Annotated in this window: 18 protein-coding genes; 6 read left to right on the plus strand and 12 right to left on the minus strand. The window is 40.7% G+C overall.

The window, feature by feature from the left end; all coding sequences use genetic code 11:
* Positions 1–148: 148 nt before the first annotated feature.
* From glnA to BK584_RS13495, 6 genes are all read right to left on the minus strand, one after another.
* Complete coding sequence (glnA, locus tag BK584_RS13470) at positions 149–1,507, minus strand: type I glutamate--ammonia ligase (RefSeq protein ID WP_078393088.1); 1,359 nt, start codon at positions 1,505–1,507, stop codon at positions 149–151.
* Positions 1,508–1,754: 247 nt separating this feature from the next.
* Complete coding sequence (locus tag BK584_RS13475) at positions 1,755–2,231, minus strand: DUF4064 domain-containing protein (RefSeq protein ID WP_078393089.1); 477 nt, start codon at positions 2,229–2,231, stop codon at positions 1,755–1,757.
* 132 nt (positions 2,232–2,363) lie between these two features.
* Complete coding sequence (gene cshA / locus BK584_RS13480; RefSeq protein WP_078393090.1) at positions 2,364–3,872, minus strand: degradosome RNA helicase CshA; 1,509 nt, start codon at positions 3,870–3,872, stop codon at positions 2,364–2,366.
* 203 nt (positions 3,873–4,075) lie between these two features.
* The gene (locus BK584_RS13485; protein WP_078393091.1) at positions 4,076–4,939 is read right to left on the minus strand and encodes a DNA adenine methylase; all 864 of its coding nucleotides are present in this window, start codon (positions 4,937–4,939) and stop codon (positions 4,076–4,078) included.
* A gap of 100 nt (positions 4,940–5,039) precedes the next feature.
* A complete protein-coding gene (locus tag BK584_RS13490) occupies positions 5,040–5,522 on the minus strand; it encodes a thioredoxin family protein (RefSeq protein ID WP_078393092.1) in 483 nt (160 codons plus the stop codon).
* Between the two features lie 14 nt (positions 5,523–5,536).
* The gene (locus BK584_RS13495) at positions 5,537–5,950 is read right to left on the minus strand and encodes a disulfide oxidoreductase (protein ID WP_078393093.1); all 414 of its coding nucleotides are present in this window, start codon (positions 5,948–5,950) and stop codon (positions 5,537–5,539) included.
* Between the two features lie 255 nt (positions 5,951–6,205).
* On the opposite strand from BK584_RS13495, the gene BK584_RS13500 reads away from it, so the two are divergent.
* The 3 genes from BK584_RS13500 to floT all read left to right on the plus strand — a co-directional run bounded on the left by BK584_RS13500 (position 6,206) and on the right by floT (position 10,067).
* Complete coding sequence (locus tag BK584_RS13500) at positions 6,206–7,726, plus strand: FAD-dependent oxidoreductase (protein ID WP_078393094.1); 1,521 nt, start codon at positions 6,206–6,208, stop codon at positions 7,724–7,726.
* Between the two features lie 338 nt (positions 7,727–8,064).
* Positions 8,065–8,592, plus strand: coding sequence for an NfeD family protein (locus BK584_RS13505; protein WP_078393095.1), 528 nt, complete (start codon positions 8,065–8,067; stop codon positions 8,590–8,592).
* Between the two features lie 17 nt (positions 8,593–8,609).
* The gene (gene floT, locus BK584_RS13510; protein ID WP_078393096.1) at positions 8,610–10,067 is read left to right on the plus strand and encodes a flotillin lipid rafts scaffold protein FloT; all 1,458 of its coding nucleotides are present in this window, start codon (positions 8,610–8,612) and stop codon (positions 10,065–10,067) included.
* A gap of 37 nt (positions 10,068–10,104) precedes the next feature.
* On the opposite strand, the gene BK584_RS13515 is transcribed toward floT, so the two are convergent.
* From BK584_RS13515 to aldA, 4 genes are all read right to left on the minus strand, one after another.
* The gene (locus BK584_RS13515; RefSeq protein ID WP_169871264.1) at positions 10,105–11,457 is read right to left on the minus strand and encodes an alkaline phosphatase; all 1,353 of its coding nucleotides are present in this window, start codon (positions 11,455–11,457) and stop codon (positions 10,105–10,107) included.
* 330 nt (positions 11,458–11,787) lie between these two features.
* Complete coding sequence (locus tag BK584_RS13520; RefSeq protein ID WP_078393098.1) at positions 11,788–13,971, minus strand: DNA topoisomerase III; 2,184 nt, start codon at positions 13,969–13,971, stop codon at positions 11,788–11,790.
* 4 nt (positions 13,972–13,975) lie between these two features.
* On the minus strand, positions 13,976–15,175 hold the full coding sequence (locus BK584_RS13525; RefSeq protein ID WP_078393099.1) for a class I SAM-dependent rRNA methyltransferase: 1,200 nt from the start codon (positions 15,173–15,175) through the stop codon (positions 13,976–13,978).
* Positions 15,176–15,350: 175 nt separating this feature from the next.
* Positions 15,351–16,922: an aldehyde dehydrogenase gene (gene aldA, locus BK584_RS13530; protein WP_367579294.1), complete on the minus strand. Its 1,572-nt coding sequence runs from the start codon at positions 16,920–16,922 to the stop codon at positions 15,351–15,353.
* Positions 16,923–16,977: 55 nt separating this feature from the next.
* Here aldA and BK584_RS13535 point away from each other — a divergent pair, with 55 nt between their 5' ends.
* The 3 genes from BK584_RS13535 (at position 16,978) to BK584_RS13545 (ending at position 18,340) form a co-directional block, all read left to right on the plus strand.
* The gene (locus tag BK584_RS13535; protein ID WP_078393100.1) at positions 16,978–17,262 is read left to right on the plus strand and encodes a DUF3817 domain-containing protein; all 285 of its coding nucleotides are present in this window, start codon (positions 16,978–16,980) and stop codon (positions 17,260–17,262) included.
* A 101-nt stretch (positions 17,263–17,363) separates the two neighbouring features.
* Positions 17,364–17,708 carry a YflT domain-containing protein gene (locus BK584_RS13540; protein WP_078393101.1) on the plus strand — a complete coding sequence of 115 codons (345 nt, stop codon included), beginning with the start codon at positions 17,364–17,366 and terminating at the stop codon, positions 17,706–17,708.
* Positions 17,709–17,785: 77 nt separating this feature from the next.
* Positions 17,786–18,340: a YpiB family protein gene (locus BK584_RS13545; protein ID WP_078393102.1), complete on the plus strand. Its 555-nt coding sequence runs from the start codon at positions 17,786–17,788 to the stop codon at positions 18,338–18,340.
* On the opposite strand, the gene BK584_RS13550 is transcribed toward BK584_RS13545, so the two are convergent.
* Both BK584_RS13550 and BK584_RS13555 read right to left on the minus strand, forming a co-directional pair.
* Positions 18,337–19,230, minus strand: a complete 894-nt coding sequence (locus tag BK584_RS13550; protein WP_078393103.1) for a metal ABC transporter permease — start codon at positions 19,228–19,230, stop codon at positions 18,337–18,339. The two genes, BK584_RS13545 and BK584_RS13550, sit on opposite strands and share 4 nt — an antisense overlap.
* The gene (locus BK584_RS13555) at positions 19,230–20,099 is read right to left on the minus strand and encodes a metal ABC transporter permease (protein WP_245809009.1); all 870 of its coding nucleotides are present in this window, start codon (positions 20,097–20,099) and stop codon (positions 19,230–19,232) included. The genes BK584_RS13550 and BK584_RS13555 overlap by 1 nt, the downstream gene beginning before the upstream one ends.
* Positions 20,100–20,121: the final 22 nt, after the last annotated feature.

A 20,121-nucleotide genomic window follows, 5' to 3' on the forward strand; every position in this document is an offset into this window, starting at 1 on the left:
ACGTGATGAATTGCCACGATCCCTTTCATAAACTATGTACGCATTCATTAATAAATCACAAAAAAATCCCGTACAACGGAAGCCGAAGTACAGGATTTTCGCTTATAACTTGCTTCTCTCAAAGGAGCAATGCCTTTATTGAACAAATTTAAAACTTGCTTTGATACGCATTAAGTTCCCAAGCGTGTACACTCGTACGGAAATCATCCCACTCTCCACGCTTTAATTCGATGTATTCTTCAAATGCATGATCGCCAAATGTTTTACGCCCAATTTTACCTGTTTCAAAACGGTTAATCGCATTTTCAAGGCTTGTTGGTAGGTTTTCAATCCCACGTTCCTTAATTTCAGCAGCTGTCATGTTAAAGATATCTGCATCAACTGAAGCAGGGCATTCCACTTCGTTATCAATGCCATCCATCCCTGCAGAAGCAATAATTGCAAACGCTAAATATGGATTAGCTGATGGATCTGGGCAACGAATTTCTACACGTGTTCCCGCTCCGCGAGTTGCCGGAATACGAACAAGCGCAGAACGGTTTGAGGCAGACCAAGCGATATAACAAGGCGCTTCATAACCAGGCACAAGACGTTTATAGGAGTTAACCAGTGGATTCGTTACGGCAACAAAGTCTTTAACGTTATCAAGTAAACCAGCAATAAAGTGGTATGCCGTTTTTGATAAAGCGATTTTATCATCTTCGTTATAAAAGCTATTTTCTTGCTTTTCAATATCAAATAGCGACATGTTTACGTGCATCCCACTTCCATTTTCTCCACCAAGTGGTTTTGGCATAAATGTTGCGTGTAAACCAAATTGCTTTGCGACTGTTTTTACAACCCATTTATACGTCGTTGATGCATCTGCTGCACCTAATGCATCTGAGTATTTAAAATTAATCTCATGTTGACCGATTGCTACTTCGTGATGAGACGCTTCGATTGTGAAGCCCATCATCCGTAACGCTTTATATATCGCTAAACGGACTTTTTCACCATCGTCTTTTGGAGATGGCTCAAAATAACCACCAACATCTTGTGTACGCAACGTCGGTTGTCCGAATTCATCTGTATCAAACAAAAAGAACTCAAGTTCAGGCCCTACACTGATGGAAAAACCTTTATCAGCTGCACGCTTCACTGTTTTTTTCAAAACATTACGAGGATCCCCATCAAAGTCAGAGCCATCTGGCTTTTTTACGCTGCACAAAAACCGGGCTTCAGAATACCCTTCTTCTTCTGTCCACGGAAGAACAGCAAATGTTGATAGGTCAGGATTCAAATAAAGATCAGACTGATTAATTGGTGTAAAGCCAGTGATCGAAGAACCATCAAACATCGTTTGACCATTCACCGCTTGGTCCAATTGTTCTGCCGTGATTGTTACATGCTTCAGCATCCCTTCAATGTCTACGAATTGCATATGCAATAATTCAACATTTTTCTTCTCAATTGTTTCGCGAATTGTCTCTACTATGCTCTCGCGTGTTGGCGCTTGTGTCGTCATCTCGAACACTCCCCTAATGTTAAGATGAATGGAATTCATCTATTTTCTTGTTACTACTCTATGATGATTAACGACAATCTGCAATTGTTTTGTCAGATAATCTAACAAGATAATATTCAGATAAAAGGGTCTATTATAGAGAGCATTTGCCTTCACGCCGCTTACTGACGCACGTTGAACAACTGAAAAAAAGACCGAGGAATTTCAACTCCTCGATCCTTCTTATTAAACAATCTTATGCGCTGCATTAGATCGTTTCTACTGATTTCGGCTTTCGAGCAAGCGCCATTATACCTGCGATAATGTAAAGCAGCATCGGTAATAATGGAACTATTAAAGTCAATGTCACAAATGTCAAAACACCATAGACAATGGTACTTCCTAAAAACAAGATACTTGCTACAATCGGCTTCTTCTTCACAACAATAACAGCGGCAAGACCAGCTCCAGCAGTAAGAAAAGCGACAATTGAATATAACGTAAAGTTCATGTTACTAATAAATTCACTTATATATTCTGCATCTGCATCTGCTATTGGTTCAATGTCCTCAGCACCTTCTTCTTCAAATAACATGCTCTCAGGATCGGTCAATTCCATTAGAAAATCCTCAATGATACCTTGGCCACTTGCAACTGAAACCAATCCGAATATAAGTCCACCAATCACAAACATGACTAGACCAATGATTCCTAACACCCGTTCTCCAGTACGTTTTATCTCCATTTATCATTCTCCTTTCCCAATCTTTTATGTATACGAGTTATCGTTTAAAAAAGCTTCAAAAGAATCGTACCATGATATTCTATTTTTTAACAGAAAAGAACTTGAAAGCTACTGCTTTCAAGTTCTCTTTCATTAAGATGGACGTTTTGAACCGCTATTGCTGCGGTTTGAATTTGCCCATTTACGGTTTTGTCCGCCACCACTACGACGGTCATCACGACCACCGCTACGTTTATTCCCACCATAAGGGCGACGATCGCCTTGAGGACGACGTCCATCACGGCTTCCGCCTCCGCCTCCGCCATGGCGTTTTTTCGAACGGAGTGGCGCTTCGCTTGTTAGCTTCACTGGCGTTTGATCTGGCTCTTTTGTGAGCAATTTCAATGCTGCAGATAAAGCAGTAACTGCATCTGTTTCTTGAAGAAGTTCTTTCGCTGCTACGCGATAGTTGTCTTGTGCACCTTCAGCTGCAAGTTCACGAAGTTCTTTTAACGCAGCAAGCTTTTGTCCTTCAAGCGCTTCTTCAAATGAAGGTTTTTGACGCTGAGTCATGCGTTTTTTCGACACACGCTCAATTGCCTTCACATGATCACGCTCTGGTTTGGTTGCTAGTGTAATGGCAATCCCAGAACGACCCGCACGACCTGTACGACCGATGCGGTGTACATAGCTTTCAGGATCTTGTGGTAGGTCAAAGTTAAATACGTGCGTTACTCCACTAATATCTAAACCACGCGCAGCTACATCAGTTGCAACTAACACATCAATTAAACCTTCTTTAAATTTGCGAAGAACACTGTTACGTTTCGCTTGATTTAAGTCTCCGTGTAATCCTTCAGCACGGTAGCCACGTTTAATCAACGCTTCTGACAATTCATCAACACGACGCTTTGTACGACCAAAGACGATTGAAAGATCTGGTGTTTCTAAGTCAATTAAGCGACATAAAACATCAAACTTCTCACGCTCATGCACTTCGATATACTGTTGTGCAATGTTTTCCATTGTTACTTCTTTCGCTTTTACGGAAATGCGCGTTGGGTCTTTCATAAACTTGCTTGCAAGAGACTCCATGCGACGAGGCATTGTAGCTGAGAAAAGAAGCGTTTGACGCGTCTCTTCAGGCGTTTCAGCCAAGATAGTCTCAATGTCTTCAATAAAGCCCATGTTTAACATTTCATCCGCTTCATCAAGGACAACCGTTTCAACTGTTTCTAAACGGATTGTTTTGCGACGCATATGATCCATAAGACGACCTGGTGTAGCGACGATGATGTGTGGACGTGCTTTTAAAGCTCGAATTTGTTTACCGAAGTCTTCTCCACCGTAAACAACCGTTGTACGAACACCTTTCGAGCGACCAAACTCTCTAAGTGCTTGCTCAACTTGATTAGCAAGCTCACGTGTTGGTGCAAGAACGAGTCCTTGAACGACTGGATTATCGGCGTTGATACGGTCAACTAAAGGAATACCAAAAGCTCCCGTTTTACCTGTTCCTGTTTGTGCTTGACCAATGACATCCTTGCCATTAAGTACAAGCTGAATTGTTTCTTCTTGAATTGGTGTGGCTTCTGTGAAGCCCATTTTCGTTAAAGCTTGAACGACTAATGAGTCCAAACCAAATTGTTCAAAATTTGCCAAGTGATAAAAACTCCCTATTTATTAGATTGAAACGCCTCTCGCGCAGGGAAAAGGCTGCCTGGATGTAAAAAGCCAGTCGCACGGCTCGCTTTTAACATCGAGACAGCCTTATATCTGATGAATACTTACAAAAACGACGTACTCGATCCGTACGTTCGCACAAAAGGCGCTCCGTTGTTCTCAAAGAATAATCATATCATAAATTACTTTGCTGCGCAAGAAACTTTTAATTGTTTCTCTTGCCACAATCTGTCATTCATAATGAGTAGCTCACCGCTGCCCTTACGCTTATTCGTGTCCCTATTTACAAGCCTTGTCACTTCTACTGGTCGAATATGGAAATCGCTATATAGTTCTCGAATTGCTGGTGTATCTGAATTGCTTAAGATGACATAACACCCTCTGTCATTTAACTGTGAAAACGTCCGTTTTAAGCGAATTTGATCATATAAAGTAAACCGCGTGGCATACGCCGTAAAATTCCGTTCGGATCCAAAATAATACGGGGGATCAAAGTAAACGAAATCACCCTCTTTCGCTCGATCCGCTGTTGATACAAAATCACTTGTCATTAATGAAATAGATGCTCCATTTAAAAATTCGCTTGCTTTACAAACGACTTTCTCATTGATGATATTCACTTGTTTATAATGACCAAAAGGGACATTAACTTGTCCTCTTTTGTTAACTCTATATATCCCACCGTAACCCGTCTTATTTAAAAATAAAAAACGCGAGGCTTTTTCTACATTAGACATACGATCATATAATGGCAAACGATCCAAATCTCGAACAGCATAGTAATAAGCTTCTTGGTTTTGGTGCATACTTAAGTGCTTAAGTAAGTCATCACATTCATCCCTAATGACTTTGTACGTTAACATTAGTGTCTCATTAATATCGCCTATTATCCCCTTTTCTGGGGCTAAAGAAAAAAACAAAGCACCACCTCCTGCAAAAGGCTCTACATAACGTTCATAAGTCTTTGGGACCAGATCATGTAAGATTGGTAGAAGTTGTCGCTTCCCTCCGGCCCACTTAAATGGTGTTCTTAGTTTCTTTTCCATTTATTACCTCCATTAACTGGTTTAGATATATATTATACCCAATTAACGGTTTCTTTAGGCCTAATTCGTACGTATGAAAAAAACTGTGCATTAGCACAGCTTATGAATCTTCTTCTATCGGCTCATCATTTAAGAAAGCCCGAAATACTTCTGGCGGTCTATTTCCTTCAAGGCGACGAACTTCTTGCCCATCTTCATAAACAATTAATGTCGGTGTTGATCGAATGGCATATGGAGCACCCTCATCGTTGTACTCAAGCAAATTAAACTGATCAATTGTAACATCTTCATCATCTGCAATATCCATTAAAACAGGTGTTGCTGCTTTACAATGTTCACAAGTTGGAGAGAAAAAGTACACAACTGCATCTTCACCGTCTTGTAATTTATTTTCTAAATCATCCGGCATAATAACGTTTTGATAATTTGGATCATCGAGTTGATCAATCGTAGCGGAATTTAAATCATCTGTATCATATTGTGTATTGTTTTCAAGCTGCTGATTCTGGTTTAAATTCTGTATGATGACAAGTACGATAAATACTGCGATAACCGCACCGCCTATAATCGCTAATTTCTTCATTTACATATCACTCCCTAACGCTTTCTAATAACATAGATACTTGTTATAAAAATAAGTAAAAAAGCTGTACCCGCTAAAAAAGGAATCGTAATGAATCCCAACCAATTAATGTATTGACCTGAACACGAGACTAAACCACAACCAATTACATCATCCTCCGCTACTGGAAGTTTCTGAATCGCGTAATGGTAAGTGGAAATACAAAATCCTATGCCTGACAAAACCGCCGAATAAATTGCAACACCGCGATCCTTACGGATAATCCCAATCGCAATTAAAATGACTAGAGGATACATAAATATTCGCTGATACCAGCACAGAGCACACGGCTCAAACCCTTTAATTTCTGAAAAATAGAGGGACCCTAGCGTAGCAATTAAGGATGTGAACCATGCGAATAAAAGTCCATTCTCTGCCTTTTTATTCATGGAAAAGCCCCTTTCTCCATATAAATCATCTGTTTTTATTCTATACTAGCTTCCCCTAAAAGCATATGGCAAATATCCAACATTTTCTGTAACTTCATGATTCATTTTACCATCAAATTTGATCTTTTTACTAAGATTAAAGCTAGGAAGCAATCCATAAACCTTACTAGCTTATAAAATTTTTATTCCAACCGTGGTTAAAATAGGTCTTTTTGGTTAATCGTAATAACAAAATAAACCGACGGGGGCGACAGAATGAACGATAAGCAATCTGAATTAACTTCCATTTGGCAAATGTCATCTCACCATAAAGCATATCCACCACTTCAATCGGACATAGAAGTGGATGTAGCCGTAATTGGTGGTGGCATCACAGGTATTACTACCGCCTTTTTATTAACTGAAGCAGGGAAAAATGTCGCCGTATTTGATGCTAACCAATTTGGACGTGGTACTACTGGTCATACTACTGCAAAACTGACAATTCAACATGACATTATTTATGATGAACTTCTCTCTCATCTTGGTGAAGAAAAAGCAGGTCAGTATTACCAGTCACAAAATGCTGCCCTCTCTTTCGCTAGGCAACTAGTTCAAAAAGAGAATATTTCCTGTGGGTTCTCAAATGAAGATGCCTATTTATATGCGACGACACACCACGGAGAACACCGATTAAGAAGAGAGAAAAAAGCGTATGAAGCGCTTGATATCCCCCACGAATTTGTTACTTCAACACCAGTGGAATTAGGAGCACGAGCTGCACTAAAAGTACCTAACCAAGCGCAATTCCACCCTTTGCTTTTCCTGACACATTTATGTGACAAGATGAGCGAAAAGGGAGCTCAGTTATTTGAAGAAACACTTTGTATAAACGTTTCTCATAAAAAAGACTCGGTAACCGTTCAAACAGATAAAGGTCATACGATAACAGCAAATAAAGTCATCGCCGCAACACACTTTCCGTTTGTTGACGGTGGTGGACTTTACATGACTCGTTTAAAAGCTGACCGCTCCTACGTTGTAGCTGGTTCCACTTCAACCCCTTGGCAAGGAGGTATGTATTTAAGTGCTGAACAACCAAAGCGTTCGCTTCGTGGCTTAACATTAAACGATAAACATTATATTCTTGTGGGTGGCGACCATCACAAAGCGGGTCAAGGGATGGACGCACGTAAGCATTATGATGCACTACATGATTTTGCAGCTGAAACACTTGAGTCGTTTGAAGCAGAACAAGAATGGTCTGCTCAAGACCTCATAACTGTTGATAATATCCCCTATATTGGCCCACTTTCTGGTTTTGAACCCAATGTGTTGATGGCCACTGGTTACAGAAAATGGGGTATGACTGGTGGGATATGTGCAGCGCAACTATTATCAGATTTAATCATTGATGGAAACAGCTTGTATAGCGATTTATACAAGCCAATGCGTTTTCATTCCGATCCAAGCATTAAACATTTCTTAAAAGAAAATGTCGATGTAGCAAAACATTTAATAGCCGGGAAGTTAAATCGCGATGTGGAAGACATTGATGATCTAGAAAATGGTCAAGGAGCCGTTGTTAAGTATAAAGGCAAAAAGGCCGGTGCTTTTAAAGATGAAAATGGCAGCCTCCATGTGATTGATACAACTTGCACTCATATGGGGTGTGAATGTAATTGGAACCACGCTGATCATACGTGGGATTGTCCTTGCCATGGTTCGCGCTACTCCTATACAGGTGATGTAATTGAGGGGCCAGCTAAAAAGCCATTAGAGAAATTAAACGAATAAACCATATGCAGTCTGGCCTCAGAGGCAGTATCTCTGAGGTCTTTTTATATCCTTTGAAAAAGAAGAATGTCCCTTGTTACAGGCTGCCTTTTTGTATTCATTTATTAAAATAATTCAGATTTTTTGATCACGATCTATCATTTTTTCTTCTTTACACGTTCACTATTAAATTTTACTGAATCATTCCAAAAAATGAACCATTCCTTTTTATTTACGTGTACAATTAAAGAGGCGAGGAGAGGTACTCTATTTTAAAAATGGGAACAAATTTTAAAAATATGAAACCTTTCTATGCATTCATTACGTAAATGCGATAGACCTAAAAAAGGAGGAGCGGCATGGAATTAACAACACTATACTTTACCATCCTGCTCGTTAGTGGCGGTTTAACGGTTGTATATGTTTTACTTTCAGACGTGCTTGATGGCATTTTCGACATCTTTGATGGCTGGTTGTCACCAACACTTATCCTCTCAACACTTAGTTTTTTTGGGGCTTCAGCGTATTTGCTTGAACGGTTCTCTCCATTTACCAGCGCTATTTCCGCGTCCATAGCTGTTGTTATTGCACTTGTACTTGCAATTATTTTTAATTTATTTATTTTAACACCATTACAGCATGCAGAAGAATCAAATGCCTATGACGATGAAGATTTAGAAGGACGGACGGGCGAAATCATCTTGTCCATTCCAACTGATGGTTATGGTGAAGTTGTATTACGTGGTGATAGTGGCACAATCGCAAAAACAGCAGCATGTGTAGATGGTACTGAAATCCAGGCGGGTACAGAAGTTGTTATTGTCAAAATCGAAAATGGGATTGCTTACGTGGCCATGCTTGATTTCGATCTTGATACATCATTTTAATTTAGGGGGAAAAAATTATGGCAATTGAACTTATTGTAATAATTGGTATCGTCGTTGCAATTGTACTCGTTTTACTCGGCGTATTTGTGACTCGATACCGTACGGCGGGACCAGATGAGGCATTAATTGTTACTGGTAGTTACTTAGGTGGCAAAAACGTTAATATGGATGAAGCAGGAAATCGGATTAAAATCGTACGTGGAGGCGGCACATTTGTTATGCCCGTGTTCCAACAAGCAAAGCCCCTTTCTTTACTTTCAAGCAAACTGGACGTACAGACACCAGAAGTTTACACAGAACAAGGGGTTCCTGTAATTGCAGACGGAACAGCGATTATTAAAATCGGTGGGTCGATTGGCGAAATCGCAACAGCTGCGGAACAATTTTTAGGGAAAACAAGAGATGACCGTGAACAAGAGGCGAAGGAAGTATTAGAAGGTCATCTTCGTTCTATTCTCGGTTCAATGACTGTTGAAGAAATTTACAAAAACCGGGAGCGCTTTTCGCAAGAAGTGCAAAAAGTAGCCTCCCAAGATTTAGCTAAGATGGGTCTAGTTATTGTATCCTTTACTATTAAAGATTTACGCGATACAAATGGTTATTTAGAATCACTCGGTAAACCAAGAATTGCTCAAGTAAAACGAGATGCAGACATCGCTACAGCTGAAGCTGAAAAAGAAACACGCATTCGCCAAGCAGATGCCCATACGCAAGCAAAACGAGCAGAAATTGAGCGCGCGACTGAAATTGCCGAATCAGAAAAAGAAAACCAATTAAAAGTAGCAGCATATCGTAGTGAACAAGAACAAGCAAAAGCCCAAGCAGACCAATCATACCATCTGCAAGAGGCACGTTCGAAACAAGAAGTAACGGAACAACAAATGCAAATCCAAATCATTGAACGTCAGAAACAAATTGAACTTGAAGAAAAAGAAATTGCTCGTCGTGAGCGTCAGTACGATGCAGAAGTGAAAAAGAAAGCCGATGCGGATCGTTATTCTGTTGAGCAATCGGCTCACGCTCAGAAAAGCAAGCAGTTTGCAGAAGCTGATGCAGACAAATACCGCGTTGAGGCAATGGCAAAAGCTGATGCAGAACGTGTACGTGTTGACGGTCTCGCTGAAGCAGATGCTGTCCGTGCACGTGGGGAATCAGAAGCAGACGTTATTCGCTTAAAAGGTCTTGCCGAAGCGGAAGCAAAAGAAAAGATCGCAGAAGCATTCGAAAAGTATGGCGAAGCTGCAAAGCTCAGCATGATTATCGACATGCTGCCTGAATATGCTCGCGAAGTGTCTTCACCACTATCGAACATTGATAAAATCACTGTTGTTGATACTGGTGGTTCTGGTGAAGGCGGTGGCGCTAACCGTGTAACGGGTTATGCGACTGACTTAATGGCCGGACTTCAAGAATCTTTAAAAGCAACAAGTGGGATTGACGTAAAAGAACTTGTCGAGAATTTCTCAAAGAAATAATGAAAAAGAGCCTTGCTTTAGCAAGGCTCTTCTCTTATTAAAAATCATTTATACCAAGCGTTTGAAGCATTAACCGAGGTACGTCTGTGTTATCAATTGTTCCAGCGAAAAGTTCTGCCCCTTCTCCATAAGCAAAGAGAGGCACATCAATTCCAGTGTGATTGTACGAACTCCAACCAAATCCTGTTTTTTCACTAATTGCTCCATTGATTGCGAGTTTTAATGATTCACCTGCTTTTATTTCATCTAGTTCCTCTTCCGTCCATTCAAATTCCGTGTTCGTTTCAAGTACCTCACGTAAATTACTTAAACGATGATCAACTTCTGCAGCCATTGTTTCACCAATGGAACTCATCCCATGCAACATGCTCGGATGCGCTTCTTCACTTGCATGGACCGCCATGCCTCCAGTATCATGATCTCCTGCCATGACAACAAGGGTATCGTTATTTTCATCAGCAAAATCGACCGCTGCCTTTACTGCTTCTTCAAATGCCTCCGTATCTGTCATCGCATATAAAGGATCATTATCATGTCCAGCCCAATCAATCTGACTTCCTTCGACCATTAAGAAGAATCCGTCGTCTTCTTCTGATAAGAATGAAATGGCAGCCTCCGTCATTTCGCCTAGGCTCGGTTCATCCGTTCGTTGATGAATCGCTGGCTCAAGCGCTTCTTCTGCAAATAACCCAAGCAGCCTTTCTTCATCACCATCCCAGTTAGCGAGTTGTCGTTTCGTTTCAAGGTAAGCGAAACCTCGATCTTCTGCCTCTGTAATTAAATCAATGCCATCCTCGCGAATTCCACCTTGCTCTTCTGGAAGGAATTCAGTACGACCGCCTCCTAACATCAAATCTAAATGATCGTTTTCAACCATTTGTTTGGCGATCTCCGTGTAACTACCCCTTGACTCAACATTCGCTGCGAATGCTGCTGGAGTGGCATGTGAAATCGTTGATGTAGCTACAAGACCTGTACGTTTTCCTGCATTTTTTGCTGCATCAACCAATGTTGGTAACGACTCCCCTTCTGGTGACATACCAATCACACCATTGTTTGTTTTATGTCCTGTTGCAAATGCTGTTCCTGCTGCCGCTGAATCTGTAATGACTTTATCATTTGAATGAGTCATGACATATCCAGTAAACATATCCCTCTCATCCCAAATAGGTTCGGATTCTTCTTTAAACATTCGATAATTATTAACATAACTTTGCGAGAAGCCATCAGGAATTAAAAAAATGACGTTTTTTGCTTGTCCATTCTGTCCCTTGTCGTCATTCCCACCTCCATTGCTCCCATCATCTGAGGCGAGCGCCGGTGTGTATGTTGATCCTACTAAAAGTAATGCTGCCATTCCCGCTATAACGGATGTTTTTGAATGTTTCACGTGAATCATCCTTTCAACCTAAATTATGTACACTCTTACTTTAGATTACCTATGTAAAGCTAGTACTTCATTTTAATAAATACTGTTTTAATGTTTTGTAAACATGTATAAAATAATTTATATGAAAGGATTAATAATTAGCAGACGGCACACACGTCGTTCGCAGAAAGCGAAGTGTGTGCCGGGAGCGGGAAAAGTATCACAAAAAAAGTGATATTTCTCTTTTATTAAGTGCAGACATCAAGTACATCGACCTCAGGGCGCCTAAAGAGTTAATTCTTTAAAGCATATAAAAAACCTCCACAAAGTGAATTGTGGAGGTTCTCATCATCATTTATCTTTATTTAACCCAAGCTTCGCTAATTGATCCGCTAATGCTGAGTTCGAAAAATCTTCTTTCTTCTGTTGCTTCATATAGTTATTTACTTCTTTTTTAGAGACGTTTTTGTTCTTATTTTGTTTTCGTCGTTGCTCAAATTGCGCTTTTTTCTCACGATGTCCACAAATACAAGCAAACACTTGACCCTCACCTTGCCCACGAAGTTCAAGTTTCTTTTTGCATTTCGGGCAGCGCGCATTTGTTGTCATGGCAATGTTTTTGCGGTAGCCACATCCACGGTCTTGGCATACACGCATTTTTCCTTTCTTGCCATTCACTTCAAGCAGGAACTTTCCACATTCGGGACATTTCTCACCTGTTTTATTATCATGACGAAACGTTGTTGTATCGGCTTTCACTTGACCAACAACTGATTTTGCATATTCTTTCATTTCCGCAATAAAAGCAGATTTTTTTTCTTTCCCTTGAACAATTTTCTCCAAACGTTGCTCCCACTCCGCCGTCAAAGCAGGTGACTTTAATTCTTCAGGTACTAAGTCGAGTAATTGTTTTGCTTTTGAAGTGACATACAGGTCCTTGCCTTTCTTCTCTACTAAGAAGCTCGCAAACAACTTCTCTATAATATCTGCACGGGTCGCAACCGTGCCAATACCTCCAGCCTCCGCAAGGGTCTTCGAAATCTCGGCATCTTTTTCAACCATATGTTGAGCCGGTTTTTCCATTGCTGAGAGCAATGTTCCTTCATTAAATCGAGGTGGCGGACTCGTCTTTCCTTGTACAAGACTAATAGACTTTACTGCAATTGAATCGCCTTTCTGCATTGCCGGAAGCAGGTCCTGAACGTCTCCTTCATCTTCTTGCAAATCTTCTGCACGCCAGCCAGCAGAAACAAGGCGCTCCCCTTTCGCACGAAACTTCTCTCCGTTTGCTTCTGCTTCAACCGTCGTTTGTTCAGATTCACTTGCAGGGAAGAAATTCGCTAAGAAGCGGCGCACAATTAGTTGGTACAGTTTATATTCTTTATCGCTCATTGCACTTGCACTCACTGCTTGTTCTGTTGGAATAAGGGCATGGTGATCAGATACTTTTGCATCATTCACCATTTGTTTTTTCGCATTGGATAACCCTTGTTTCTTCGCTTGCGCCACGGTTTTCCGGAATGGCTGAACATCAACTGCTTGCAACCGCTCATTAAGCGTTTCTACTAAATCAGAAGAAAGAAAACGAGAATCCGTTCTTGGATACGTGACCGCTTTATGTTGTTCATATAATCGTTGCAAAGAACCAAGTGTTTCTTTTGCAGAGTAGCCATACCGTTTATTTGCTTCACGCTGCAGCTCTGTTAAATCATAGAGAGGAGGCGCTGGTGTACGCTTTGATTTCGCATGGACCGTTGTAATTTTGAAAGCTGAACTTTGCAGTTTCGTTTGCAATTCCTTGGCGCGGTTCGCATCAAATAATCGCTCATCACCAGACTTCCCATCATACCAACGCAATGTCACGCCGTCTCGAGTAAGTGCACGAATCGTTTCATACGATTTCGGCACAAAGGTTTGAATCGCCTTTTCTCGCGCTGCAAGAATGGCAAGTGTTGGTGTTTGCACGCGTCCGCATGACAGTTGTGCATTATGCTTTGTTGTTAATGCCCGCGTCCCATTCATTCCAACATACCAATCTGCCTCTGCTCGAGCTTCCGCTGCTGCATAAAGATTCTCATATTGCTTGCCGTCTTTAAGTTTTTTAAAGCCTTCTTTTATTGCTTTATCTGTTACCGAAGAAATCCATAACCGTTTCACCGGTTTTTTCACATGTGCTTTCGCGAGAATCCAACGTGCAACGAGTTCGCCTTCACGTCCTGCATCTGTTGCAATGACAATTTCACCAACATCTTGACGGTTTAACACTTTTTTGACAGTATGGAATTGCTTTGACGTTTGTTTAATGACAACAAGCTCAAGACGTTTTGGTAGCATCGGTAGTTCTTCAAGCTTCCATGTCTTATATTGCTCTCCGTAATGCTCCGGGTCAGCATGTGTAACAAGGTGACCTAATGCCCAAGTAACAATATACTCTTTCCCTTCAAAATAACCGTTCCCTTTTTGATTGGCTCCTAGAACACGCGCTAAATCGCGAGCTACGGATGGTTTTTCTGCGAGAACTGCTTTTTTCTTCATCAAATCATCCCTTTTTCGTTACTTGTATCATTAATACTTTTAAATAGCTTCCTTTTGGATATGCAGCAGTCGTGACAAAGTCTTCTGGTACACCATGCTCCTCAATGATCTTAAAACCACGGTTTTCAGCTTGGAATGCATCATGGATAAACTTCTTAAATTGCTTTGGCGCTACGTTCGCTGCATTTGTTGATGCAATGATGCATCCACCATCTGGAACAACTGATATTGCTTCTTGCAGTAAACCTGTATAATCTTTTGCCGCACTAAATGTTCGCTTTTTTGAACGAGCAAAACTAGGAGGATCAAGAACAACTAAATCAAATTCAATTCCTTTTTTCTGCGCATATGCAAAATAGCGGAATGCATCCATCACAATAATGCGCTGATCTTCCACAAGGATGTTATTAATTAAGAATTGTTCTTCTGTCTTGGGCTTACTTCGATTTGCAAGATCGACACTCGTTGTTTGAGCTGCACCACCTAGAGCCGCAGCTATGGAGAAAGCACCTGTATACGAAAACAAATTTAATACTCGTTTACCAGAAGCATAGGAGTCTCGAATCCGCCGGCGCACATTACGCTGATCTAAGAAGATTCCCGTCATAGGTCCATCGTTTAAATAGACAGCATAAAACATCCCATTCTCCTTTATGATCAAAGGAAATTCTCCTCGCTCACCACAAACAAAATCATCATCATCTACGTATTTTCCATCTGTCGCAAATCTTTTTTTCTCATACACCCCTTTATAAGCGATGCTCTCCGTTAACGCAGCCACAATCGCCTTGTGGAAAGCATACATACCTGCGCTATACCAGGTAATGACGAAAAAGCCGTCGTAGTAATCAATCGTTAGTCCACCAACCCCATCACCTTCACCATTAAATACACGAAATGCGGTTGTTTCCTCTGAAGCAAACAAAGCTTGACGCTTATTTAACGCTGCTGCAATTTTCTTTTGGAAGAAAGCTTGGTTGATGCCCTCCTGCTCGTTTGTTGTAAGTACCCAGCCATTCCCTACATTTTGCTTTCCATAATAGCCTCTTGCTACAAACCGTCCACTCCGATCTTTAATGTGAAGCAGTACTCCCTCTTCCGCATCGTTTATCTTAACGTATTCTTTATCTAACAAAGGGTATCCACCCTTTAATTTGTTCGCTGTCCGTTCATCTACATGAATGACCATTTCATTGGTTTTCATTGTTTCACCTCACCGCAAGTATAGCATATTGATTTGAGTATCTGCTTTTTACAGCTATTAAGTAAGACTTCCTAGCCATAAGCATGTACGCAACGTTTTGTTCTTTTACTTCCATGCCCCTCTCGCATCAAAACAAAAAGCAGGTTGGAGAGAAGTCCAACCTGCTTACATTTCATTATTTTTTCTCATTGTAGGCCAAGTACATGACGTGTGTTGATAAGAAATCACTAATCCCATTCTTTCCATCCGTTCCACCTATTCCAGATTGTCTCATACCAGCATGATACCCTTGAATGGCCTCGCCAGTATCTCGATTTACATACGTCTCTCCATACTGTAAATCTCTAGATGCTTGCATGACCTCGTTATAATCATCTGAATAAAGGGCAGATGCCAAACCATAAATGGAATCATTTGCAAGTTCAATTGCCTCACTAAACTCCTTATACGTCGTAATTGGAAGTACTGGCCCAAAGATTTCGCTAGTCATAATGTCCATATGATGTTGGACATTTGTTAGCACAGTTGGCGCATAGTAATAGCCTTTACCGAAATCGAGTCGGTTCCCACCTGTCTCAACATGTGCGCCTTGTTTTTTTGCTTCTTCCACAAGTTCTTCGACTTTTTCAAGGTGATGAGCACTTGAAACTGGTCCCATCTCTATCCCTTCTTCTTCAAGGGAATAGCCTACTTTAATCTCTTTCATTGCCTCAACCATCTTTTTGGTAAACGCTTCGGCCACTTCTTCCTGGACATACACACGCTCGGCAGAAATGCATGCCTGTCCAGCATTCTCAATTCGAGAAGCTTTAATGTTTTTCACTGCTAAATCCAAATCTGCATGTTTTGATACAATGATGGGAGCTTTACCGCCAAGTTCTAAATTTACTTTCGTAATATGTTGAGCAGCTGCTTCCATTACCTTTGTTCCTGCTGGTACACTACCTGTCATGCTGACCATCGCGATTTTCGGATGGCTAGACAGTCGATTACCAACCGTATCTCCTTTACCAGTGACGAGATTGTATACTCCATTTGGCAAATCCATGCTATCAATTACTTCTGAGAACGCAATTGCCGTATTTGGTGTTTCTTCTGATGGCTTAATGACGACAGAACAACCTGTAATGAGAGCCGTTGCCACTTTTCTTGCAAAGATAAAGACTGGGTAATTCCACGGGATGATCCCAGCAACAACTCCAATTGGTTTGCGCTGGATGAGAATTTGCTCATTGGGATCATCACTTGGAACAATTTCTCCACCAATTTTACGGTTCCATTCAGACATGTAATGAAAAAAACCGATTGCTTGATCTAACTCACCACGGGCCTCTTCCAATGGTTTTCCTTGTTCTTCACTTAACATCCTCGCAAATGTTTCCTTATCCGCTTGAATGGCATCACCAATTTGACGAACAATCTGACCTCGCTCGACTTGTGGGACTTTCTCCCATTCCTTTTGTCCAACCCAAGCAGATTCAATTGCTTGATTCGTTTCCTCTTCCGTCGCATCGATGACTTGTGAAATGACCTCTCCTGTTCCTGGATTAATGACGTCAATTGTCTCGATTGATTTTGATGCAACAAATTCACCGTTTATATAAAGTTTATGAGGGTTCATTTTCTTATACAGCTCCTTTTTACGTTCATGTTGTATTGGCTGTTCCCATAATTTATTTTCACTAAACCTCACTACATTTTGTGAAGAATGAGTGACGATTGATGTTAACGCTTTCTTTTCATACATAAGAGCAACATGTCCTGATATACTAGTAGTAGAAAATAAAAAAGGTGGAACGCTTATGTTTAAATGGATTAGTTACACTGAAGGCGCATCATTACTTTTATTGTTATTTATCGCTATGCCGTTAAAATACATCGCTGATATGCCTGAAATGGTTTCGATTGTTGGAATGGCACACGGTGTGTTATTTATGGTTTATCTGGCATTTGTTGCCACGTTTTTCTTTAGCAAACAATGGACCTTTAAAACATCCTTCTTTGCTGGTCTTGCTTCGATAATTCCATTTGGTCCGTTTGTATTTGAAGGCCGCATTTTGAAAAAACACGAGCCCCCTGCGGTATAACTCTATTTACGAACTTCTAAAAGACCCACAATAAATTGGGTCTTTTTTCCTTGTTTTAATCAGCTTTGGACGGGTATTCAATAGAGCAGGAGGCGATTTTAATGAAACCTGCATACAAAGAATTTTTTAATGACGAAGAAGTAATTACTGCTGTTAACGCATTAAAGGCAAGCAATATTTCTGAAGACGATATTTATGTAATTACGCATGATGATGATCGAACAGATCGTGTTGCTAGCACTGCAGATGCCAATAAAGTGACTGCTTCTGAAACAGGTCTTGGCACAGCTATTAAAAACACATTCCGGAAAAAAGGAGACGAGCTCCGCGCAAAATTTGAAGAGCTTGGCTTTGGCGAGAATGAAGCGCAACAACTGGAAGAACAGCTTGATCAAGGTAAAATTATTCTTGTTGTGACAAACCAGCCAGAAACATTTGTGATTTAAGTTAAACAAAAAGCCGTTTCTCTTTTCTAGAGAAACGGCTTTTTTCATGTTTTAATAGAGAGAGAGGAGGGGAGCGCTTGAGTGACCAATTAAAAAAACAGTTTTTGCAATGGTTTGTTAACAAGCACCACTTAAAACAACGAGATGCACGGGCGCTTCTTATCCATATCCAATCAACGCCCCACATCCTTCACCAGTTACGTATTACCGAGAAGATTCAACCACAGTCTCGCACTCTAGTTATTGCGAGTACGCAATCAGATGAGCCTGGTTTTTATTATGTCCAAGGTAAGCGAAAAACGGAAAGTGTATCTAAAGCACGTGACGATATCGTAACAAATCCATCCAGTCCTATTTATTTGGTTGTCCATTTTTACGGTCGCCATCTAAACCATTTATATCAACAATTGCTTGAGTCCCCAATTCATCGAAGTTATCGACACTACAAACAATTTCAAGCATATGAACAAGAAACAGCCGATCTGCTTGATTATGTCTCAAACGAGAATCAAATGAACTTGCTTCGTGCTGCAATTGACAAAGCATTAGATGATCGGAATCACGAAGAGTTTGCCCGTTTATCAAGGCAACTTCGCCAATTTCAAGCCATGCATAAAGAAGCAAGCTCCTAAGATGGAGCTTGCTTTGCTTCGTTTTTCACGCTAGGTTTGATCCATTTTGATATCAGGCCATGAGATGGTGATCCAATAAAACTAATTAAAAACACCACACCTGTCATAAGTGCCATTGCTCCAGATACCGAGCTATCGAGCCCAAGAGCGAGATAATAACCACTAATTGCTGAAGTAGCTCCAAAGAAAGCACTTAAGCCAATCATAACCAAAAGGCGTTCTGTCCAAAGATAAGCAGCCGCTGCAGGAGTGATTAACATCGCTACGACCATAATAGCTCCTACTGCATCAAATGATGCAACGGTTGTAATCGAAACGAGCGTCATAAATAAATAATGTAAGAACGCGACAGGCAATCCAAGACTTAATGCCAATGCAGGATCAAATGCAGTAATTTTCCATTCTTTATAAAAAGCAATAATAAAAAAGAGAACGATGATTAATACAATAAACAACATTAATGTAGCTGCGGGGATGTCAAACCCCAGTATACTCACTGTATTCCAAGGTATATATAAAATTTCTCCCATCAATGCATGTTTTACATCTAAATGAACATTTCCAACTTGGGTCGAAATCAAGATAACCCCTAATGCAAATAATGATGTAAACACGACACCAATCGACGCATCATGCTGAACTCCTTTTGAATGAAACCATTGTACTAGAAAAGTGGTGAGAATACCTGCAATCGTTGCTCCTATTAACATATGGATTCCTTCAAGGCTGTTTGTAATCATGAACGCGACTACGATCCCTAGTAAGACTGTGTGACTTATTGCATCAGCCATCATTGCCATGCGCCTCAAAACGAGAAAGGCACCAATAATCCCACATGTAATACCGACGAGCGCACCTGTTATTAAAATCCAACCTTCATAAGAAACCATTAGTGGTCACCTTCTTTCAACACACCTGGTAATTCATTTTGTGCAATTGCCTTTCTCTGTTGATTCTTGAACTCAACACGCTCTACTAATAACCCTTTCTCTTTTCCAAAAACAAGAGAAACGATGAAGAAAACAGATGCGGCAAGCACAATGAACGGACCGGTTGGCCAACCTGTTCCTTGAGCACTAACAAATGTACCCAAGGCACCAGACAAACCACCAAAAATAGCTGCTAAAATCATCATCACTTTAAATGAATGTGTCCAGTATCGTGCGCTAACCGCTGGAATAATTAATAACGCGGCCATTAGAATAACGCCTACCGCTTGAATGCCAATAACGATCGTTGTGACAAGTCCAAAGACATAGAGTACGTTCATCGTAGAGGAAGATAATCCTAGTCCCTTCGCAAAATTCGGATCAAACAAATACAATTTCCATTCTTTAAAGGCGATGACAATTAAAAGAATAATGGCAACGGCAAGCCCAGCCATCGTATACACATCACTTCTCACCATGCTAGCTGCTTGCCCAAAGATAAACGTATCGAGACCACTTTGATTCCCCCCGCCGGTTCGGTTGACGATTGATAACAATACAATGCCAGCTCCAAAAAAAACAGAAAGAATAATACCCATCGCTGCATCTTCTTTAATTCGGGTTGATGATTTAATTGCATGGATAAACCAAGCTCCAAGCAATGCGCTCATTGCTGCACCTAGAATTAATAAAAATAGATTCTTCTCGTTCATAATCATAAAAGCAATCACAACACCAGGAAGTGCAGCATGAGAGAGCGCATCACTCATTAAGCTTTGTTTTTTCCAGTAAGCAAGTGTGCCAAACATACCCGAAGCCACACCCAGCATAATCGTACTTACAAGAACCCAC

The sequence above is a fragment of the Shouchella patagoniensis genome, assembly GCF_002019705.1.
Lineage (GTDB): Bacteria > Bacillota > Bacilli > Bacillales > Bacillaceae_D > Shouchella > Shouchella patagoniensis.